Raw genomic sequence first — 21061 nt, 5'->3', positions numbered from 1 at the left:
AGAAGGGGGAAAATCTATGAAACCGTCCGCTAGGCAATCTGCGAACGGGGACTTTCTGGGTACCCCTTTTGTAGCATTACCGTACGACTTATTGAAGAACTATGCCGACTTAGGCATTCACGCGCACGAGATGATTATGCTCTTACAGATTCTCGCCAGCGGGCAAATCCGCGGTACGACTGAATTGTCTGCTCAAGATTTGGGGGATCTCTGTGGAATGAGCAGCAAGGAAATTATGTGGTCCGTCGAACGGCTGGTTCGCGAGGGATTGCTCGGCATCGGTGAACGTTTTGACGACAGCGGTGCGCACGTCACGTATTTCGACTTGCAGCCATTGTGGCAACGTCTGCGCGGGAAACCGGCTCCGTCGTCGACCGCACAATCCCGCGTCTGGCGTCAGGACCCTGTAACGATGTTTGAAGAGGAGTTCGGGCGCCCGCTGTCCGCGCTCGAATGCGACCAAATCCGCACGTGGCTCGGTCCCGAGGGATACCCTGAATGGATGGTCGTCGAGGCCCTTCGAGAATCTGTACTGGCGAATAAGTACAGTTTCAAGTATATCGACCGGGTACTTTTTGATTGGCAACGCAACCACATTCAGTCCCGTCAAGATTTGGAGCAGTATCGACAACAGCATCGGGATCGGATTCGCGATGTCCAAGCGCCAAAGCGGTCGCAGGCGAAAGACGCCGCGCCGCAGCGCCGTGCCGCTACAAGTGCGACTGAACGCAGCAATGCGCCGAAAGAAACAACGAGAGATGAGCGGTACGCAAGTTTCTACGAACTGTTCCCAGAAAGCTAATAGGGGCGTGAGGCCGAATGCGAGTATTTGTGACAGGAGGGACAGGGTACGTTGGTGTACCCGTTGTCCGCGAGTTGGTGAAACGCGGTCACGTTGTCACATTGCTCGCACGTGACGAGGCCCGTGTTCCCAAAGATCTAGCTTCGCGGGTGCAGGTCATACCCGGAGATTTGTCCGACGCAACCGCCCTGCAAATTGGGGTCGATCAGGCCGATGCGGTCGTGCACTTAGTTGGAATTATTCGTGAACATCGCCGCAAGGGTGTCACGATGCAGACCGTGCACGTTGAAGGGACCATGCGCGTTCTCGAGGCAGCGCGGCGGGCTGGCGTCCGACGGTTTTTGCACATGAGCGCGCTCGGTGCGCGCGTTGGCGCCCGAAGCGGCTACCATCGGTCGAAGTGGGAGGCGGAGACACTCGTCCGCCAAAGTGGATTAAAGTTCACCATTTTCCGTCCGTCTGTCGTGTTTGGAGATGGCGGACCCGGTTCGAATTTCGTTCAAGAGCTGGTCACTTTGGTGAAGCGAGCGCCCGTTCTTCCCGTCATTGGCCATGGGCGTTTTCCTCTGCAGCCGGTACATACCAGCACCGTGTCTGCGGTGTTCGCGCAAGCGTTGGATATGGATACGACCATCGGGGAGACGTTTGACGTAGGCGGCCCCGAGATTGTGGAATATGGCCAGATTTTGCACCAAATACGCGAGGGTCTCGGCAGTCGGAAGCTGTCTATTGAGATTCCACTGCCAATCATCGAGACGCTGGTGGGCGCCTTGAGCGTGATGGGTAATCCACCGCTGACGATGGATCAGTTGACGATGCTCGTAGAAGGCAATGTCTGCACCAACGGGGATAGGCTATACGACATCTTCGACATTAAACCAGTGCCTTTTTCGATTTCCCGTAACGCTCTAAAATAAAAAAAGGTGGAGCGTATGTTTCGCTCCACCTTTTTACGCCAAATTACTCGACGTCAAAGCTACGGCGCAGTTCTCGCTTCTCGTTGTTCCGCTCGATAGCCAATTCAATCAACGTATCCAACAGATTCGCATAAGACATCCCGGAGGCTTCCCAGAGCTTTGGGTACATACTGTATCGCGTGAAGCCTGGCATTGTGTTGATCTCGTTGATCAGCACGCGGCCTGTAGACTTTTCAATAAAGAAATCGATTCTCGCCAGACCACTGCAGTCAATCGCTTGAAACGCTTGGGCCGCGTAGCGGTCGATGGCGGATCGCTGTTCTTCGGTGAGCTCCGCTGGAATGATGAGCTTGGATGCCCCGCCGATATATTTTGCGTCATAATCGTAAAACTCGTTTGACGGAACAATCTCACCAGCAACCGAGATCTGAGGTGTATCGTTGCCGAGGACCGCGACTTCGACTTCGCGCACGTCGAGGCCTTCTTCGATGATTACCTTGCGGTCGTATTGCGCCGCCAATTCCACGGCACGTTCCAGTTCCGACCGATTTTTCGCCTTCGAGATGCCCACGCTGGACCCCAAGTTCGCCGGCTTCACAAAGCAGGGATAGCCGAATGACTCCTCAATCTCCCGGATAATATCGTTCGATCTCGCTTGCCACGTCTTTCGCGTACACCCTACGTAGCGCACTTGCGGCAGCCCGACAGAGCCAAACACTTGCTTCATAACGATTTTGTCGAGTCCCACGGCCGACGCGAGCACACCCGCCCCGACGTATGCCACATCCATCAGTTCGAGCAGGCCTTGAATCGACCCGTCTTCGCCGTACGTCCCATGCATCACTGGAATGACGACGTCGACATCGCTGGCGAGCGTCGCTGGCACTGGCGCGGCTGGGGATTTCGGGACAATCGGAGTCAAGCCGCCGACTTGTTGATTGATGAAGCTCGCAGACGACCCGGATGGGACTTGGGTTTTTTGCTCTTCTTCCAAGGCCTTCATCGCATTCTTTCCGACATGCCAACGGCCGCTCTTCGAAATTCCGATGGGCACAATGGTATACTGATGGGGATTCAGTGCCTCCATCACAGACTTTGCGGATTGAAGCGAAACCTCGTGTTCGCCAGATTTTCCACCGAATACGACACCAACTTTAATGCGCTTCACAGGCACGTATCGCAACTCCTTTGTCAGGAACATTTTGAGTTGAAAAGGTAGGGATTATCCTTGACTCCAATAACCTTGCGAGAATTGGCGGACATCGTCGGTGCAATTTCCACACAAGGCGATGACCAAACGCTCGTCACCGGCGTCAACGTGGACCATCGTCAGCTTCGCCCTGGCGACGCGTTTGTCGCGTTCGTCGGCGAGCGCGTCGATGGTCATGACTTCGTTGAGCAAGCCTTCGACTGCGGTGCAAGTGTAACGATTGTGAGCAAGCCCGTCAAGACACAAGCCGGACCAATCGTCCTCGTAGAGCACCCGCTGACCGCCATTCAACGCTTGGCAGCCCACGAAAGATCTCTCTTTACTGGCCCTGTCATCGGTATCACCGGCAGTAATGGGAAGACGTCGACTAAGGAAATGGTCGCCGCCGTCCTGGGCCGTTTAGGGGACTGCTTATATACAAAAGCCAACCAGAACAACGAATTGGGCTTACCTTTAACCATTCTACAGCGAACACCGAAACATCGTTCCATCGTTTTGGAGATGGGCATGCGTGGTGTTGGGCAGATTGCACAACTTTGTGAAATCGCCAAGCCTACCATGGGGATTATCACGAATATTGGCCATAGCCACCTCGAAATTCTCGGCAGCCAAGAAGCCATCGCGAAAGCTAAGGGAGAATTATTGCTATCGCTCCCATCAGACGGTCGGGCGATTTTGCACGCCGAAGATCCCTGGTTGCGAAAAATTGCGACGTCTTCGCAAGCCCCCGTCGTGTGGTATGGCTTAGCGGATACGAGTGACGTGTTTGCCTCTGATATTCAGTGGAAAAACGAAGGAATGACGTTTACCGTACATGCGAACGGTCAAAGCCATGCCATCAGTTTGCCGACGTTTGGCGTCCACAATGTGCGAAACGCGCTGGCCGCCATTGCAGTAGGTCTGGAGGTCGGATTGTCGCTACAGCAAATCGCGGATGGCCTGGCGAGTCTGGAGGCATTGAGCGGGCGCCTGCGCGTCGTAGAGGCGCCAGGCAACGTGACGATTATCGACGATTGTTACAACGCTAGTCCGTTGTCGATGACGGCGAGTCTCGAAGTCTTGGCTGCCCTGGCACCACGGGGCGCGCGTACAGCCATTCTCGGTGACATGTTTGAACTCGGCGACTACACCGAACAAGGACATCGGGAAGTGGGCATCAAGGCCGCGGAATTTGCCGTAGACAGATTAGTTTGTGTAGGTGAAACGGCCAAATGGATGGCCGAGGAGGCTACGCGACACGGTGTGCCACACGTCCATCACGTGCCCGACACATCCACTGCGATGGAGCGCCTGTTTGATTGGGTCAAAGAGGACTCGACTGTACTCGTCAAAGCATCTCGCGGCATGCAACTTGAACGGATTGTCGAGCGGTTGCTGGAATCTCCAACTTCCAAAGACTGAGGCACAAACCGTCAGCCGGGCCGCCACTTTTTCGGAACGCACCCTACGATACGAAATTTAGCACAACCTTTACACAAACTTTGCAAGCGTTTTGTAAAATGGGCAGCGAGATCGTTTAGGAGGCTTTCCGTATGGTGGTCCGAACCCGCTTCAAGCACTTTCCTTTCCGAGCGAAGGGGGCGGTGTCCCTCTTCTTTGACGACGAGCTTTTAGACCTCGTGACGCGCCAGCCGGTAGGGATGATTTTTCTCGATATCGATACCAAAACAGAGGCGAAAGCGAGAAGCCTCTGGGGCGGGCATATCGACTTGCAGCGGGCGCTCGACGAGGTGCGCCTCGTCGCTGGCTGTTCAATTCTTGCAGTACAAACCGTCTCGACACACGTGTTTATCGCGGTACAGTTCATCGTGCCGGACGGGAATCTATCGACGCGTTTGTACGAAGCGGCGATTCACCTACACCAAGACCTAGTGGCGTCGTTCACGCAAGTATCTGCCGATACAAGTGAGAACGTCCGCTTCCATTTTGGTACCACCGTGATTCGACCAGATGGCAGAATGAATCCGACAGACCTCGTCTATGAGGGCATGGTTCGCGCGCTCATTGCAGCGAAGTCAGACGATAACACGAACCACCGGACGCGACAGGTAGCCTTGGTCGATATCATCAGTCGCGGGCGCATCAAACCCGTCTACCAGCCAATTGTCTCCCTGTGGACTGGGGAGGCATTTGGCTATGAGGCGTTGTCAAGGACGCCGGAACACAGCGAATTTGCATCGCCAAACCAGTTGTTCGACTTTGCCGAGCGCGAAGGGCAGTTGGAAGCATTGGAAGAAGTCGCGCTGCGCTCGGCTATCCTTCATTATCAACCACTTCACCAAGGTCAAAAGCTGTTTCTCAACATTAATACCTCGATGTTTTTCGGAGATCACGCGGCCATTGAACAAGTCTTCTCCGTCCTTGAGCACCGCGCATTGAAGCCGTACGACATCGTACTGGAGTTGACTGAGCGGCGCGGCATCGACGACTTTATCGCGTTTCGCAAAGCTGTCCAGCGCTATCGGCAAAAAGGTTATCTCATCGCGATCGACGATGCTGGCGCGGGCTACTCGAGTCTACAGACGATTGCAGAGGTGCAGCCTGACTTTATCAAGATTGACCGGAGCCTTGTTGCCGGCGTGCACATGGACAAGACCAAGGAAGCCTTACTCAAAGCGCTGTGTCACGCCACGTTGGCTTGTGACTCGCGCGTGATTGCTGAAGGCATCGAAACCTACGAAGAACTGGTCAGCGTTACAGAGTTGGGCGTGCCCTATGGTCAAGGATACTGCCTTGGGCGACCCGCCGCAGAGCCTGCCGCCATCTCCGAACAGGCGCGCGCTCACATCCGTCGTGCGATGACGTCGGACAAGGCGCATGTGCATGTGACCACCACCATTGGCGACATTGCGCAACCGACCAAAACGTTTGGGCCAACGGTCAAGGCCAGTGAGATCGTCAATTTTTTCAACCAGAATGATCAGGTGACAGGTGTCGTCGTCGTAGACGAACAATCGCACCCCCTGGGACTGGTGATGCGAGAAAAGTTATTCCGCAAATTAGCCACCAAATATGGCGTCTCGCTATTTTGGAACCGGGAGATTGACCAAGTCATGGACCACCAGCCGCTGGTTCTGGATGAATCGGTGTCGGTGGAAAACGCGTCCGTGCTGTCGATGACGAGAAATGCGGACACGCTCTATGACCTCATTATTGTGACCCGCGATGGCAAACTGACCGGCGCAAGCAGCATTCAACTGATCTTGAGTTCCATCACCAATGCGCAGTTGGAGTTGGCACGGGATGCCAATCCACTTACAGGACTGCCAGGGAATCGTCGCATTGATGTCGAACTGTCGCGCAGAATTTCCTCGGACGACGGTTTTTGCATTTTCTATATCGATCTCGACCATTTCAAATGGTTCAACGACGCCTTTGGCTTTCAAAAGGGAGATCAGATGATTCGCTGTCTGGCCGAGGTTCTGAAAGAGGTCGTGCACAACGCGCCGGTGCACGAGGCTTTCGTCGGACATATCGGCGGCGACGATTTTATTGTGGTAACGGAACCTGGGTATCACCGGGAACTGGCCGCAGCCATTCAAGCGCAGTTTACACAAGAAGTCCATCGGCTCCTGCCGAATAGTAGCGAACGGCTTTGGCACATCCGTAGTCGCAGTGGCGAAATGATTGAATCAGAGGGCCTGACTTTGTCTATCTCGATACTCGTCTGTGAACCACCGCATGCCACTCAGAGCCTAGAGGTGCTATCTGCCTACGCAGGCGTATTAAAGCAGATGGCGAAAGATGGTGGGGGAAACAAAATTGTGTGCGAAAACGTGAGAAATTTTGCCTGAAATGAATGAAGAAGGGAACCTACACCATAGATTTGTTAGATACGCAAAAAAATTACGAGAAATTAATACATTTTTGTCCGGGTTTTCGATACACTAAAGTTGTTTGATATCACTGAAAGTTCCTATCCGCTATCCGATTGCCCAACAGGCGATAAGGAGGAATGCTAGGTGGTCACTTGTCCGATATGCAAAGAACTGTTACAAGAGCTCACGTCCATTCACTGTGTCGAGCGACATGGCATGTCCAAAGCGCAGGTTATCGAACAGTTCGGCAAGCCAAAACGGCTTTTCCTCACATTTGCTGCAGAAAGTACAGTTACAACCCCCACTATCAGTCCGCGCGATTACCTGAATTCCCAACTGCTTACCGACAGACTAAACTCGAAGACGCGCAAATTTCACGTGTAGCACATGTGAGAACTTGTGCGCCAGACATTATCGCACCAAGTCAAATCAACCTTTTACAACGAGAGGAGTATTGCGATAATTGAAAGAACATACAAACTTCCTTACCAGCAGGTGGAAAGAGGTAACCGCGATGACGAAACGGCGATTTCAAGTAGATGACTTTGCAAACTTTACGCTAGTCGGCGACATTCAAATTTCTCCGGATGGGAAACGCGCTGTATTTTCCCGGCAAACCACATCCATACAGAAAGATAGCTACGAAGTTCAACTCATGTACACAGATTTAACGACCCAGTCCATCAAACCGTTGACGACGGCAGGCAAGTCAAATCATGCCGCAGCGTGGTCTCCAGATGGCTCGCAAATCGCATTTATCAGCAATCGGGCGTTTGGAAAACAGCTCTGGGTCATTCCGTCGACTGGCGGAGAAGCTGTCCGCATCACAGCGTTTCGTCACGGCATCTCTCAACTGCGGTGGTCCCCGGATGGTCAATACGTCTACGCGTTGGTGCCGGCATCTAAAAACGCGCAAATCGAGGTCTTTCCTGCAGAAATGACGCCAGCCGAAGCGAAAGAAGCGATTGAAAAGGACAACAAGAACTGGGCAGAGGGTCCGAAGCGGTACAAAGAGCTATATTACAAACGCGACGGCGTTGGTTTGTCGCAACTGCGGTACGCTCAGCTTGTGCGCATCGACTGCGCCACCGGATCGTTTACTCAACTCACATACGGCGACCAAGACATAGGCACCTTCGCTGTCGCACCAGATGGTACATCGCTCTATTTTACCAAGGGGCGAAATCGAGAATTTGAGTGGTGGTACGCCGACCTGTACCGGTACGACATGACTTCTGGCGAGACTTCCTTGGTGTCAGATCAGTTCATCTTCCACGACTTGCAATTTTCCCCGGACGGCAACGCGCTTGCGGCCCTCGTATACGATGACGAATTCAATGTCTATCAATCTGCTACCCATCTGAAATTGTATGTATTCAGTCCAAATGGCGAAGTCCGCGCACATCTCACGGAGTCCTTCCCAGATGACCTAACCAATTCGAATTTATCGGACCTGCGGGCAGATACTGGCGACCGTTCACTGACGTGGTCCTCAGATGGCCGTCACATCTACGTGCTCTCGACGCGAGAGGGGCGAGGGGAAGTCGTTCGGTTTCATGTCGACGGTTCGACGCCACAAGGGGAAATTGTCGCAGGGGGTACGCGCGACATTTATGCATTTGGCCTCGCAAATACGACTCTCGTGTTCGCGTACGCCACTGCCGTCAACCCTAGCCGCATGGTGATTTATGAGCTACATCGAGCGTCTACATATACGGGTCGAGAAGTGCGAATGCCGGAAGACAGAATGGAGGAAGTGACGCCATCGACGGACTTCCTCGAAGTTGAGCAAACGATTTACGCCCCCAACGACGCTTGGCTGGAAACGGTAGAAGTCAGTGAACCCGAACTTTCTGGTACCGTTCCGCAGATGACTGGTGGGTGCAAGGTTGGGTGATGCGGCCAGCGGGGTTCCAGGCCGGAAAAACCTATCCAGTGATTCTCGAAATCCACGGTGGCCCTCAATTGAATTATGGCTACGCAATGTTCCACGAGATGCAGTGGTTTGCCGCAAACGGCTATGCGATTGTCTATACCAATCCCCGTGGGGGAAAGAGTTATGGCCAGACCTTTGTCAACGCGGTGCGCCATCACTATGGTGAACAGGACGCGGCCGACGTCATCAACGGCCTTGACGCCGCGCTTGAGAGATTCGACTTTCTCGACAAAAACCGGGTGGCCGTGACAGGCGGCAGCTACGGTGGCTTCATGACGAATTGGTTGATCGGCCACACCAATCGGTTTTTCGCGGCAGTATCGCAACGCTCGATTTCCAATTGGATTTCGTTTTATGGATGCTCGGACATCGGCCCCTTGTTCGTGGAATCGCAACTCGTCGAGAGCGCCAAGGAGAATCTAACGAGACTTTGGGAGATGTCTCCGCTGAAATACGCGCAGCGTGTCACAACGCCCTTGTTGTTGCTGCATTCAGAAAATGATCTGCGATGTCCGATTGAACAGGCTGAGCAGTTTTACACGTGGCTTCGGAGCCAAGGGAAGGAAACGCAACTTGTCCGCATCCCGAACGCGAGTCATGGGCTGTCTAGAAATGGTAAACCCTCACTTCGAATCAAACGTTTAGAAGCGATTTTTGATTATATTGACGAGCACCTGCCAAACGAATAAAGCGCCGTCTCAGTCATCGGTGCTGGTACTTCCAGCCGATGTTCGCACTACATGATGACGGACAAACCATTCAGTATGACCGTTCTGCCGTCCATCGCTCGCTTGACTCCGCGTCCGTGGCCAAGCGAGCGCATGTAGCGAATCATGCCAGCACACGCCTCATCAGCGCGACTTTTGCGTCCCCACGCGTACGTCCACGTACAGATTCCAAACATGGATACAAAAAGATACACGGCAAACTGCCGCGGTATGCTATAATATGGTATCGATCACAATGTAGCCGCTTTGCAGAGTGACCTCTGAAAGGGTGTATGGGTACCGCATGAAGGGTTCCGTATATTGGACACGAGTCGTTGGCTTTACAATCGCCAGCGTACTCCTTATCATTCCTTTTCGATTTATCACCGTCAACGCAGTCGTGGGGAATGAAACCATGGCGCCTGCCAGTGCGACTCATGCGTCCACAAGTTACACTGGGGGCGTTTATGACGGCGTGCTGATGAAAATGTCGGATCTGTGCTATTCGGATTTAAGCCCATACCAACACGAGAGCCTTCACTCGCTTGCCGAACTGGCGGCGCGTGGTCAAGGGCCAAGTGGCATTTACAAACAGGTAGCCCTGGTGAACCAGAAGGACTGGCATCTTTCGTCCACGCAAGCAAATCAGTACTTTTTCTCCGACTTGTCCGGTTGGCGGATTGTCGCAACGGATAATCAAGAGCAATATGTAGGCTTTTACGGGGTGGCATACCAAAAGGGCAACACCATTGTCATCGCGTTTCGTGGTACAAACGATGTCGAGGACCTTGTTTCTGACGCGGGGATTTACTTAGATGTCCCACCTATCGTAGATCAAGAACTTCCAGCCGAGCAGTTTGTGAACCACATTCGCAAAAGCCTTCCGTCGGGCGACTATCACATTATTTTTACCGGACACTCCATGGGCGGATGGCTGGCGCAATACATGTATCTTCAATACGCACACAAATACGCTGGATGGCAGGTTGAAGGCGCCACAGTGTTCGACTCCATTGGCACGAACTTTCACCCGAATCCAACGGACGCGCAACGCGTGAAGGATTATCGATTCCAAGGTGATGTATTTAGCCACTATGGATCATCACTCGGCTCCGAAATCAGAATTCAAGATGGCACGCCAAACGAGTCGCTGTATGACAAACATCAGATGTTTGACTTCTACGGTTACTTTTACGGGAAGGTCCAGGCGCAAACTGACAAGGCTTAACCCGTGCCCCCATCGTCGTGGACCGACCCGCAAAGGAGGAGTCCGCGTGATGGAGAAAACGACGTACCAAATAGGCAACCGGACGCTGACGGGGTGCTGCTGGATGCCTGAACCGCACCAGTCACCTGTGGGCGTCGTTGTCATTCTTCATGGAATGAGTGAACACATTCTTCGATACCAAACGTTTGCCGAGCAGTTGGCGAAGGCCGGATACCTCGTTCATGGATATAATCAGCGTGGTCACGGGTCTGTGGATGACGAATCTCGCGGGGACTTGGGCGAAAATGGATTCGAACAGTTGATTGACGATGCCCACGTGGTCATCAAAACGGTTCGCCAGTCAACCGACCGCCCTGTCGTGTTATTCGCGCACAGCATGGGGTCATTTGTCGCCCAAGGGCTTTTAAGTCAATACCCCAAAAGCGTGGATGCGTGTATCTTGTGCGGAAGCAACGGGCCGGAAGGGCCAATCCTACACCTAGCCAAGTGGCTGGCCAGACGATATGCCAGAATCCACGGCCGTACTGCAACCAGTGTCGTTTTGACATGGCTGATTTTTGGCGCGTACAATCGCGCTTTCCGGCCGAACCGAACAAATTTTGATTGGCTGACCCGCGACGAACGCGAGGTAGATCTCTACCTCAGCGACCGCGATTGCGGATTTTCCCTCACGACCGCTTCGATGTACGACATGTTTCGCACCCTACAACAGATACATCGACCCGACCGAATTCGACAGATCCCTCTAAATTTGCCGATTTTCATCATTGCCGGAGAAAAAGATCCGGTTGGGCATTTCGGCCGGGGGATCAAGCGGCTTGTTCAACTCTACACGAAGCATGGACTCGAACATGTATCCTACAAGTTGTATCCAGACGCTCGACATGAGCTACTGCACGAACAAAACCGCGAAGAAGTCATGAGGGATATTCTCAGTTGGCTCGCGGAACACGTACCGCGATTGTCAAACATCACGCAATAACTGTACCATTGGGTACCGTCGCATCCGGGCGAAGCAGAACGACATCGCCGGGCTCTGGAACGCCACCAAGGACAAGTACCTCGGACAAAAAACCAGCAATATTTCTCGGTGGAAAATTCACGATTGCAATGACTTGCGTCCCTACGAGCGCGGTAGGTTCGTAGCGTTTGGTAATCTGCGCGCTCGAACGCTTGATACCGAGTTGGCCAAAGTCTATTTCTAGTTTAATCGCCGGTTTTTTCGCACGGGTAAACGGTTTTGCATCCACAATTGTGCCAACGCGGATGTCGAGATTCGAAAAGTCTTCGATTGTAGCCATTCTAGTACCTCCTCAATCAATTCGGAATACGCCCTCTATTCTGCCATAAAACTACACAATTTGGACGCACTTCACGAAAGGTTGAAGATTGTCACTAACTTTCTGGTTAGAGTAAACTAACTGCGTGTCTTCATTCGTTCGAATTCGTAGATAAGAGGTTACGATACATGGACTCCATGACCCAAAACATCACAACCCAAAGCGCGGTTAAGCGGCTATTTTGGATGCTAGGCATGTTCGGCCCAGGAATTATTGTCATGCTGGCAAACACGGACGCCGGCTGTATCATCACCGCAGCCCAGTCCGGGGCCGCGTGGGGGTACGCAATGGTACTTCCGCAACTCATTCTCATTCCAATTGTCTATTTGGTTCAAGAGATTACCGTTCGCTTGGGCGTCGTGACGGGCAAGGGACACGGCGAGTTAATCCGTGAGCGCTTCGGTCAAAAATGGGCGATTTTCTCCGTTTCGACACTTTTCCTTTCGGCAATCGGGGCACTCGTCACCGAGTTCAGCGGAATTGCGGGCGTTGGTGAACTGTTCGGCATCTCGCCGAAATACAGTGTATCCGCAGCCACCATCATCCTGATTTTGTTAGGTCTTACTGGAAGCTACAAGCGCGTCGAACGGATCGGAATTGCTATGGGGCTGTTTGAACTTTTGCTTGTACCAGCTGCTGTGATGGCCCATCCGAGTGGGCATCAACTCTTACACGGACTGGCGACCATCCCTCTTCGCAATCACAGTTACGTGTTTCTATTAGCCGCAAATGTGGGCGCGGTGATTATGCCGTGGATGATCTTTTACCAACAATCGGCTGTCGTCGACAGAAAACTTACGATGCGCCACCTGAAGTCCGCTCGCTGGGACACGTTCGCTGGGTCTATTTTGACGCAGGTTGTGATGATTGCGGTCGTGATCATGATTGCAGCGACCGTGGGCCTACACAATCCGCAACGTTCTCTCAACACCGTGGCTGACATCGCGCAGGGGCTGCTTCCATTTTTGGGCCCAACGGGTGCCAAGGTGATTTTCGGACTGGGGATGCTCGGTGCGAGTTTTGTCGCCGCGCTCGTCGTGTCACTCGCCGGCGCATGGGGGATTGGTGAAGTGGTTGGCTTTCGGCACAGTGTCAATAGCAAAGTGAAAGACGCCAAGTGGTTTTACCTCATCTACTCGCTCGCGCATATCGGTGGTGCGGTTCTCGTCTTCAGCGGGATCAATTTAGTCAATCTCGCGGTGGATACGGAAGTGATGAATGCACTGCTTTTACCGATTGTACTAGGTTTTTTGCTGCTGCTCGAAGCAAAGGTGTTGCCGAAGGCGTGGCGTATGCGGGGAATCTACAAATACGTCGTGTGGGTCATCTCGCTTATCATCATGTTGTTCGGTGTCTATATGGGTATCCAACTCATCGTGTAATCGATTGATAAAAATGTGATTCAGGGAGGTTCATTGGATGATGAACGTGCTAGTAGGGTCGAGGAATCCCGCCAAAATAGATGCGGTCGCGCTCGCGTTTGAGGCGCTTGGAATATCCGTTCAGGTTCGCGGCGAAACCGTCCCGTCGGACGTGTCTGAGCAACCGTTTTCGAACGATGAAACGATGAAAGGTGCAGTGAATCGGGCTCGCCACGCCATCGCGTTGGCGTCAGCGGACTACGCAGTTGGGCTCGAAGGCGGTGTAGAGGAAGGTCCCTACGGACTCCTACTGTGCAATTGGGCAGCAGTTGTCAGTCGAGATGGCTTTGTCAGCGTCGGTGCAGGTGTCCAAATTCTTTTGCCAGACGAAGTGGCCATTGAAGTGCGTCGCGGTCGTGAGCTAGGGCATGTCATCGACGAGTGGGCAGGAGGCAAGCACATCGCGAAACGGGAGGGGACCATCGGCATTCTCACCAATGGTCACATCACCCGTGCGCAAATGTTCCGGGATGCCACCATTTGTGCGTTATCCACTCACTTGCGTCGAGTGGAGGGTGTATGAATGTTTCGAACCGGATCGACGCATACGAATTTACATAACATATGTTCTGTCACCTAAAATGAAGTGCGCAGCAGGCACATGGAAATTTGGAGTGGTGACCAAGATAGAGTAGACTAATATTACACGCTTTGTGGGGAGGAATACATATGCGCACGAATCATGTGACCGCAGCAGCATCAGGATCGTTTTCAATTGGCGGTGACCTGCCAGTCAATCGCTTAGGTTATGGATCGATGCAGTTGACAGGCCCCGGTGTCTGGGGCGATCCGAAAGATCCGGACGAAGCTGTTCGCGTCCTTCGCCGCGCCGTGGAACTCGGTGTCACGCTGATCGACACAGCGGACGCATATGGTCCCTTTGTCGCAGAAAAATTAATCAAAAAGGCCTTGCATCCATACCCGGACAACCTGGTGATTGCCACGAAGGTGGGCCTTACGCGATCCGGCCCGAACGATTGGCGCCCAGTAGGCCGCCCGGAATACCTGCGCCAACAAGTTGAATTGTGCCTGCGCCATCTTGGCCTTGAGCGCATTGACTTGATGCAATTGCATCGGATTGATCCGAAGGTGCCGCTCGCGGATCAAATCGGCGAACTCGCCTTACTGCAAAAAGAGGGTAAAATTCGCCACATCGGCTTGAGTGAGGTCACGATTGACGACGTGAAGGCAGCCAGCGAGTTCGCGACCATTGTCACGGTACAAAACCTGTACAACGTCGCGAATCGGGATGCCGAACCGTTGCTCGAGTATTGCGAAGCGAACAACATTGGATTTATTCCTTGGTTTCCACTGGCGACCGGCGAGCTGGCTAAAGAAGGTGGCCCGCTTGACGCGTTGGCCAAACAACACAATGTGAAGCCATCGCAACTTGCCTTGGCATGGTTGCTCAAGCGTTCATCTGTCATGTTGCCGATTCCAGGTACATCCACCTTGTCCCACTTGGAAGAAAATATCGCAGCAGCGGGTATCGAATTGAGCGACAAGGATTTCAAAACACTCGAGAACGCCGTTCAACGTTAATTTTCCATTCATTGTCGCCCGAGATAAACTCGGGCGACAAACCCTATATTACCCAATTTTTTAACCAAGCAATATATGGAATCTATCGAACGATAGCTATTTGGTTCTCCCAACCTCATTTGGATGTTACACCCACATTCTAAAGTGGGTTTTATTTACAAATCATTACTAGCGATAATTAGATGTTATCGATACCAACAGTAGGTGTTAATAATGAACGAAATTTCCATAACAAATTATGGTCGACAAAATAAATTATCCAATACCGAAACATTGGATACTATAGATGAATCACTTAGATATTTTTTAGAATCCGCTAACTCAAAAAGCACTCGAACGAGCTATTTGAAAGATTGGAAGCAATTTGTCGCTTGGTGTGAATCGATGAAGTTAAATCCGTTTCCTGCCGACGATGTGACGGTCGGCCGATACATTTCTTATTTAGCTATGGTCGGACGGAAAAGGAGTACCATTCGGCGACACATGACCTCAATTGCAGAAATGCATCGAAGACGCGGAATCGAGGACGTGCCGACAGAGTCCCACGCAGTCAGGCGGGTCTGGAAGGGAATTCGCAACGACAAGAAGCGTGAGCGGGTCACCAAAAAGGCGGCGACGCTAATTGAGGATATCCGAGCGATGGTTGCCGTCCAGCCCGATACACTCCTAGGACTTCGCAATCGACTGGTTTTGTTGATTGGTTACGCAGGTTCATTTCGCAGATCGGAAATCGTCAGTTTACAGTGTGAAGACGTCAAGTTCGTGCGAAATGGTGTGGAAATCCTGCTTCGGTATAGCAAAACGGATCAGATGGGCGTTGGGCGAAAAATTGCCATTGGCTATGGAACGCGCCTGGATACCTGTCCTGTCCGCAACCTACAGGAGTGGATTGAGAGAACGGGTATCTCTGCCGGCCCGCTATTTCGCCGATTCACACCCCAAGGGCGTATCACAGAGAAGGGGTTGTCGCCACAGATGGTGGCACTGATCGTCAAAGACGCGGCCCAACGTGCGGGATTGCCGAACGCGCATGAATACTCAGGCCACAGTCTCCGTGCAGGAGCTGCCACGCAAGGCGCTCGAAACAAAGCAGACGCGCGCGTCATCATGAACCAAACGGGCCACAAGAGCCGAGCCATGCTCGACGAGTACATCAGAGAAGCCAATCTCTGGGACGATACATTGACCAACTACCTGGGATTGTAGGTTGTCGATCAAAAAGAAGATCTGAAACGGCGTCGTATACCCGCTCGCGCCTGTGCAAATGCGGGAGCGGCTGCGACTATCGTGTTTGATAATTTTGCACGAGGGGCAGGAAGAGTTCATCGACTATCGATTGGATGCGTTCGGGTTGCACTGGCTTGAGGTCCATGACCATGTCATGTCGCACGAGGTCGAACGGCATGGCGAGTACGGCGGCAGGGATCCGCGCGAGATCGATTTCACCGCGATCGTGAGCGCGTTGATAAATCATTCTCACATGCGGGAGCGATTCGGCGTCCATAATCTTGTCGCGAATCTGCGAGGGTGCGAGGCCGGTGTCGGCCATTAGCCCCGAAAAAGCGGCGGCCGCGGCGATGGCGAAGAACCCAGCACGTGCTTCACTCAAGGCTGTCAATTGGGCGATGAGGTCGCTGCGCAGAGCGCCCGTGTTCGGGATCTCGACCGGGTTGGCGTTCCGGTAGTGCTGAAGCGCCGCGAACACGAGTTCATCCTTGTTGGCCCATCGACGATACAACACTGCAATCCCGGTACGAGCCCGCACGGCGACGGACTCCATTGTCAAATTCGCGAAGCCAGCCTCCACGAGTTCATCCCAAGCAGCTTCAAGTAGCGCGGATTCAAGTTGTTGACCGCGGCGGCGCGTGACGTGCTTTGTCGTTCGTGTGTCCATGCCTCCATGTTACAAAGTCTTGCATTTCTTAGCAAGCTCGTCTAACCTCGCGTTAAGGAATGGATTACTATCTTATATCGGAGGATGAGACGATGCCCGAAACAATGAACCCGAAGCTGTTGTCACAGGTGCAGAACGCACCGACGGTGCTGATCGTCGGCGCCGGGCTGGTGACGCGGCGCATATCCACTCGCCGGCCGGCGGTCAGGGGATGAACACGGGCATCCAGGACGCCTACAACCTCGGCTGGAAGCTTGCGGCGGTCGCAAAAGGCGCCTCGCCGGCACTGCTTGACAGCTACGAAGCTGAGCGACGACCGGTCGCAGTAGGTGTGCTTGCGCTCTCAAGCGCGCGCCTCCAACAGGCCATCAACCAAAAAGTCATCCCCACCCGCCGCGATGCGAACACAATGCAACTCAGTGTTGGCTATCGAGGCTCCGTTTTGGCACGAGACGACCGCGACGAGACATCTCTGCTCCGCGCTGGCGACCGCGCCCCCGACGCGACCAACCTGATGACGGTGCAAGGCGAACGCCGACTGTTCGACCTGACACGCGGCAGGCACTTCACGTTGCTGAGTTTTGGGGTGCAGCCTCCGCTCGAAACCTCTCCGTTCGAACTCAGGACGTTCCATGTCGTCAAACAACCGACTGGCCCTGACGACATTGCCGACACCGAAGGCTATCTCGCGAGCGCCTATGGTGCGACCGACTGTACGCTCGTGCTGATCCGTCCCGATGGCTATATCGCGCTGATTTCGGACGCCGGCGACATCTCAGCGGTATCGGACTATCTCGCCGCCATCGGCTGAGCCATTGCGCCCGGCCATCGCAATCAATCCAGCCCACTTTTGTGTTTTACATGCGTGAGACTTATCATAATTTGAGAACAAGGCAGAACACCTACCGGACGCTTCATACACCGGTTCGCAAGCGCAATCTATGCCATCCTCGTACACTATCAACAGCCCCACATCTAAAATACATGGATTCCCGACCAAATTTTTATAGATTAGTTCGAACTAACTCTTGACGTTAGTTCGAACTAATCGTAATATAGGCTCCAAGATACATGACTATTTTAGTCATGTATCAAGTCGGGAATGTCGCCATTTCGTGACAATCCGAAAGATTGATATATTTAGGAGGAGATAGGGCAATGAGTCGTGCACTCAGAACCAGCCTTGTTTGTCTCGGCGGCGCCGTAGTCATTGCAGTTCTCGTGTGGCAGGCGATTACTTCAGCGGGGAATCCGGACCCAACTGCACACGGCATCTCGCCAACCGCCGGAATTGTAGATACCGCCGTCCTGGTCTATCGCGAAGGATTGGAATGCATCTTAGTTTTATCGGCAGTCATCGCAGGATTAATTCGGACTCAAAAAGTCTACTGGAAACCCATTGCTGGCGGAGCAGGTATCGGATTCCTAGCCACGTTAGCTACCTGGTTCGTATTGGTCGGTATCTTGGCACTCGTAACGACGACGTCGACTGAAAACAGTGTGCAAGCGGCAACCGGATTATTGGCAATTGTCGTACTGCTCATCGTGATGAACTGGTTTTTCCATCGCATCTACTGGACCGGTTGGATTTCATTTCAAAACCGGAAGAAAAAAGAACTGATTCAATCCATCGAGTCTTCAGATGCTGCTAGCGCGGAAGTCACAAAATCGACAGCGTACAAAGGCTTGGTTATCCTTGGATTGGCCTCTGTGTATCGCGAAGGATTTGAAGTGGATATCTTCCTCCAGAGTATTCGGCAGCAATGTGGCACGGCCAACGTCGTCCTCGGCACAGCGTTCGGCATGGTCCTCATTCTCTTGACTGGGTACTTCACCTTCCTCGCGCACAAACGGCTGCCTTACAAGAAAATGCTCGTATTTACAGGTATTTTGCTTGGCGTCGTGTTTGAAATTATGGTTGGGGAGCAAGTCAATGAAATGCAGTTGGCCAACTGGATTCCGACGCACAGCTTATCCGTGAACTTCCCAGATTGGGCTGGCACATGGTTCTCAATCTTCAATAACTGGGAAACCACTATTGCTCAAATTGCTGCCGCTGTGTTTGTCATCGGATCGTTCTATGCTGCACGCAGTGAAAGATTCAAACCGCGCCGCACGACACCGTCTGCGACAAATGCAGCCTCCAACTTGGAACCTGCAGAAAATTGATTGCGCAGAAACGCAAAAGTGACCGTCGACTACATACATTTTTTACGCTTTAGCGCATCTCGCAACACCAAACACAACATGCGCGGTAAAATCCCATGTCTGCCATGGATGATGACCTTGTCACCATCACCTGGAGGCATGGGATTTTTACATGCCTTCGGAGCGACGCCACGAATCATTCGGTTGGTGGGGAACAAAGCATATCCAACATCCACAAAGGGATTTGCACCCGTTTATCTTAGTTGTTGTAGTATTGGGTCTGATCAATAGAACCATCTTATAAACAGCCAGTGTATCCGCAAAATACCTAACTTTTCGGTGTCTAGGGAGGCCGTGCAATGATCAATTATCGCGGGAAAGTAGCACTCGTAACGGGCGCTTCAGGAGGAATTGGGAAAGCCTATGCAAATGCGTTAGCAGCGAAAGGCTGTCATGTCATTCTCGTGGCACGCTCCAAGGACAAACTAGAGGCGTTAGCCCAGCATCTGTCTGAATCGTACGCCATTCAGGCCTTTGTCATAGCAAGTGATTTATCTAAAATGGGCTCTGCCAAAGCGGTGGCACAGGAAGTGAGCGCACTCGGCCTATCTGTCGATATTTTAATCAACAACGCCGGTTTTGGCACCTATGGACATTTTCACGAAATCGCAAGCGAGCGTGAGCAAGAAGAAATTATGCTCAATGTGGCATCGTTAGTAGATATGACGCATCTATTTTTACCCCATATGTTGGAGAAACAAGAGGGAATCGTCGTGAATGTGGCCTCACTCGCCGCTTTTCAACCGGCACCCTACCTGGCTGTATACTCCGCTACCAAAGCATTTGTACTGTCTTTCACAGAGGCACTCTGGGCGGAGTACCGGCATGATGGAGTCCGATTTCTCGCATTGTGCCCGGGCGCCACACAAACAAATTTCTTTGATGTCGCCGGTTCTTACGCTGCAGCAGGCGGAACGGCATTTTCCACGCCTGAGAAGGTAGTCCAAGCAGGTTTTCGGGGAATTGAACGGGGACAAAGTTATATTGTGGAAGGGAGTAAAAACTATTTTGCCGCACAACTTCATCGTCTCATTCCACGGAAAACGGTCGTTCGCTTGATGGAGCGGATCATGCGAGCAAAGCAATCGTAAACGCGATATGTCGTACGGTGGGGCAGGGAGGGGGCACAAATTCACAGGAAAAACCGCTCAGATCATGGAGATCGAAACAAACACCAGATCTGAGCAGCTTTTACGTGTTCAAGCACACAAAATTCACTTGAAATCGATAGGCGAGTTGAGCAATCTGCGAAACGTCACTCGGAGTTGATCTTGATGCCGCGTAATGTTAACAATTTTGATTTGCTGACAATCTACCGCACGGCGTAAGTCATGGAGAGACAATTGGTTTTGGATGCCATTCGATTTAGAGAAAACAACCGTCTCAAAATGTTGTTCACCCATGTCCATCCCACACTCCGGAGATGCTGTGTTTAACGCGAGTAATATTCGACAATCAGCGTCTCATTGACCGACACTGGAATCTCACTACGATCCGGGATTCGCTCAAGCGTACCCGTCGTCGACGCCTCATCGTAGGTTAGATACGGCGGCCGTGAAATCGTTCGTTCCAAACTCTCTTTGACAATTGCGAGTTTGGCACCTTTCTCCGTCAATCCGATCACGTCACCAACATGAACCCGATACGACGGAATATCCACCCGTCGACCATTGACCGAAATATGCCCGTGATTCACCAATTGACGTGCGCCATCGATGGTATTGGCGAATCCGAGGCGATACGCCAGGTTATCCAAACGCGTTTCCAGAATGGTCATCAGCGTGTCGCCGGTAATTCCAGGACGCCGTGCCGCCTCGTCGTAATAGCGGCGGAATTGTCTTTCTTGAACTGCATAAATATGGCGCAATTTTTGTTTTTCCAGGAGCTGCACACCGTACTCACTTCGCTTCACGCGTTTCGTTGGTCCGTGTTGCCCCGGGGGATAAGGGCGCTTATGAACCGGGCACTTAGGTGACCCGCAAAGCGCTTCTCCCGCAGTTCGGCAAAGTTTATGTTTCGCACCAGTTCTTCTTGACAT

At 52.5% G+C, this 21061-nt stretch carries 21 protein-coding genes; 17 read left to right on the top strand and 4 right to left on the bottom strand.

Translation table 11 applies throughout. The annotated features are described in order from the left end of the window. Positions 1-16: 16 nt before the first annotated feature. Positions 17-802, top strand: a complete 786-nt coding sequence (locus tag K1I37_RS11395; protein WP_021296749.1) for a DnaD domain-containing protein — start codon at positions 17-19, stop codon at positions 800-802. A gap of 17 nt (positions 803-819) precedes the next feature. Beyond that, positions 820-1719: a complex I NDUFA9 subunit family protein gene (locus tag K1I37_RS11390; RefSeq protein WP_021296748.1), complete on the top strand. Its 900-nt coding sequence runs from the start codon at positions 820-822 to the stop codon at positions 1717-1719. A 43-nt stretch (positions 1720-1762) separates the two neighbouring features. On the opposite strand, the gene K1I37_RS11385 is transcribed toward K1I37_RS11390, so the two are convergent. Next, positions 1763-2893 carry a D-alanine--D-alanine ligase gene (locus K1I37_RS11385; protein ID WP_021296747.1) on the bottom strand — a complete coding sequence of 377 codons (1131 nt, stop codon included), beginning with the start codon at positions 2891-2893 and terminating at the stop codon, positions 1763-1765. Positions 2894-2947: 54 nt separating this feature from the next. Between K1I37_RS11385 and K1I37_RS11380 the strand changes: the two genes are divergently transcribed. The 7 genes from K1I37_RS11380 to K1I37_RS11350 all read left to right on the top strand — a co-directional run bounded on the left by K1I37_RS11380 (position 2948) and on the right by K1I37_RS11350 (position 11600). Further along, positions 2948-4330, top strand: coding sequence for a UDP-N-acetylmuramoyl-tripeptide--D-alanyl-D-alanine ligase (locus K1I37_RS11380; RefSeq protein WP_021296746.1), 1383 nt, complete (start codon positions 2948-2950; stop codon positions 4328-4330). 131 nt (positions 4331-4461) lie between these two features. Continuing rightward, on the top strand, positions 4462-6723 hold the full coding sequence (locus K1I37_RS11375) for a bifunctional diguanylate cyclase/phosphodiesterase (protein WP_021296745.1): 2262 nt from the start codon (positions 4462-4464) through the stop codon (positions 6721-6723). A gap of 168 nt (positions 6724-6891) precedes the next feature. Next, positions 6892-7131, top strand: coding sequence for an RING finger protein (locus K1I37_RS11370; protein WP_021296744.1), 240 nt, complete (start codon positions 6892-6894; stop codon positions 7129-7131). A 130-nt stretch (positions 7132-7261) separates the two neighbouring features. Further along, the gene (locus K1I37_RS11365; protein ID WP_021296743.1) at positions 7262-8644 is read left to right on the top strand and encodes an LpqB family beta-propeller domain-containing protein; all 1383 of its coding nucleotides are present in this window, start codon (positions 7262-7264) and stop codon (positions 8642-8644) included. Next, positions 8644-9372, top strand: a complete 729-nt coding sequence (locus tag K1I37_RS11360) for an alpha/beta hydrolase family protein (protein WP_236613885.1) — start codon at positions 8644-8646, stop codon at positions 9370-9372. Before K1I37_RS11365 ends, K1I37_RS11360 begins: the two co-directional genes overlap by 1 nt. Positions 9373-9694: 322 nt before the next feature. After that, entirely contained in the window at positions 9695-10618 is a 924-nt protein-coding gene (locus K1I37_RS11355; RefSeq protein WP_021296740.1) for a Tle-like phospholipase domain-containing protein, read from the top strand. Positions 10619-10667: 49 nt separating this feature from the next. Further along, entirely contained in the window at positions 10668-11600 is a 933-nt protein-coding gene (locus K1I37_RS11350; protein WP_236613884.1) for an alpha/beta fold hydrolase, read from the top strand. On the opposite strand, the gene csaA is transcribed toward K1I37_RS11350, so the two are convergent. Continuing rightward, positions 11590-11919 carry a chaperone CsaA gene (gene csaA / locus K1I37_RS11345; protein WP_021296738.1) on the bottom strand — a complete coding sequence of 110 codons (330 nt, stop codon included), beginning with the start codon at positions 11917-11919 and terminating at the stop codon, positions 11590-11592. The genes K1I37_RS11350 and csaA overlap by 11 nt on opposite strands. A 167-nt stretch (positions 11920-12086) precedes the next feature. On the opposite strand from csaA, the gene K1I37_RS11340 reads away from it, so the two are divergent. The 4 genes from K1I37_RS11340 to K1I37_RS11325 all read left to right on the top strand — a co-directional run bounded on the left by K1I37_RS11340 (position 12087) and on the right by K1I37_RS11325 (position 16127). Further along, entirely contained in the window at positions 12087-13340 is a 1254-nt protein-coding gene (locus tag K1I37_RS11340; protein WP_021296737.1) for an NRAMP family divalent metal transporter, read from the top strand. Positions 13341-13377: 37 nt separating this feature from the next. Continuing rightward, positions 13378-13902, top strand: coding sequence for an inosine/xanthosine triphosphatase (yjjX, locus tag K1I37_RS11335; RefSeq protein WP_021296736.1), 525 nt, complete (start codon positions 13378-13380; stop codon positions 13900-13902). Positions 13903-14048: 146 nt separating this feature from the next. Beyond that, on the top strand, positions 14049-14921 hold the full coding sequence (locus tag K1I37_RS11330; protein WP_021296735.1) for an aldo/keto reductase: 873 nt from the start codon (positions 14049-14051) through the stop codon (positions 14919-14921). Between the two features lie 384 nt (positions 14922-15305). After that, on the top strand, positions 15306-16127 hold the full coding sequence (locus tag K1I37_RS11325) for a site-specific integrase (protein ID WP_021296734.1): 822 nt from the start codon (positions 15306-15308) through the stop codon (positions 16125-16127). Between the two features lie 76 nt (positions 16128-16203). Here K1I37_RS11325 and K1I37_RS11320 read toward each other — a convergent pair whose 3' ends face one another. Continuing rightward, entirely contained in the window at positions 16204-16815 is a 612-nt protein-coding gene (locus tag K1I37_RS11320) for a TetR/AcrR family transcriptional regulator (protein WP_021296733.1), read from the bottom strand. 92 nt (positions 16816-16907) lie between these two features. Here K1I37_RS11320 and K1I37_RS21535 point away from each other — a divergent pair, with 92 nt between their 5' ends. From K1I37_RS21535 to K1I37_RS11305, 4 genes are all read left to right on the top strand, one after another. Then, positions 16908-17030: a hypothetical protein gene (locus tag K1I37_RS21535; RefSeq protein WP_021296732.1), complete on the top strand. Its 123-nt coding sequence runs from the start codon at positions 16908-16910 to the stop codon at positions 17028-17030. Continuing rightward, positions 17027-17626 (top strand): FAD-dependent monooxygenase, encoded by a 600-nt coding sequence (locus K1I37_RS21885; protein WP_021296731.1) that lies wholly within the window; start codon positions 17027-17029, stop codon positions 17624-17626. Before K1I37_RS21535 ends, K1I37_RS21885 begins: the two co-directional genes overlap by 4 nt. A 347-nt stretch (positions 17627-17973) precedes the next feature. Then, a complete protein-coding gene (locus K1I37_RS11310) occupies positions 17974-18984 on the top strand; it encodes an FTR1 family iron permease (RefSeq protein ID WP_021296730.1) in 1011 nt (336 codons plus the stop codon). 338 nt (positions 18985-19322) lie between these two features. Further along, a complete protein-coding gene (locus K1I37_RS11305) occupies positions 19323-20114 on the top strand; it encodes an SDR family NAD(P)-dependent oxidoreductase (protein WP_021296729.1) in 792 nt (263 codons plus the stop codon). Between the two features lie 341 nt (positions 20115-20455). Here the strand turns inward: K1I37_RS11305 and rpsD are convergent, their stop codons facing one another. Further along, a complete protein-coding gene (gene rpsD, locus K1I37_RS11300; RefSeq protein ID WP_021296727.1) occupies positions 20456-21061 on the bottom strand; it encodes a 30S ribosomal protein S4 in 606 nt (201 codons plus the stop codon).

The organism is Alicyclobacillus acidoterrestris (assembly GCF_022674245.1).
Classification (GTDB): Bacteria; Bacillota; Bacilli; order Alicyclobacillales; family Alicyclobacillaceae; genus Alicyclobacillus; species Alicyclobacillus acidoterrestris.
Note: the sequence above shows the minus strand (reverse complement) of the source record. Positions and strands in the feature narration are given on the sequence as shown.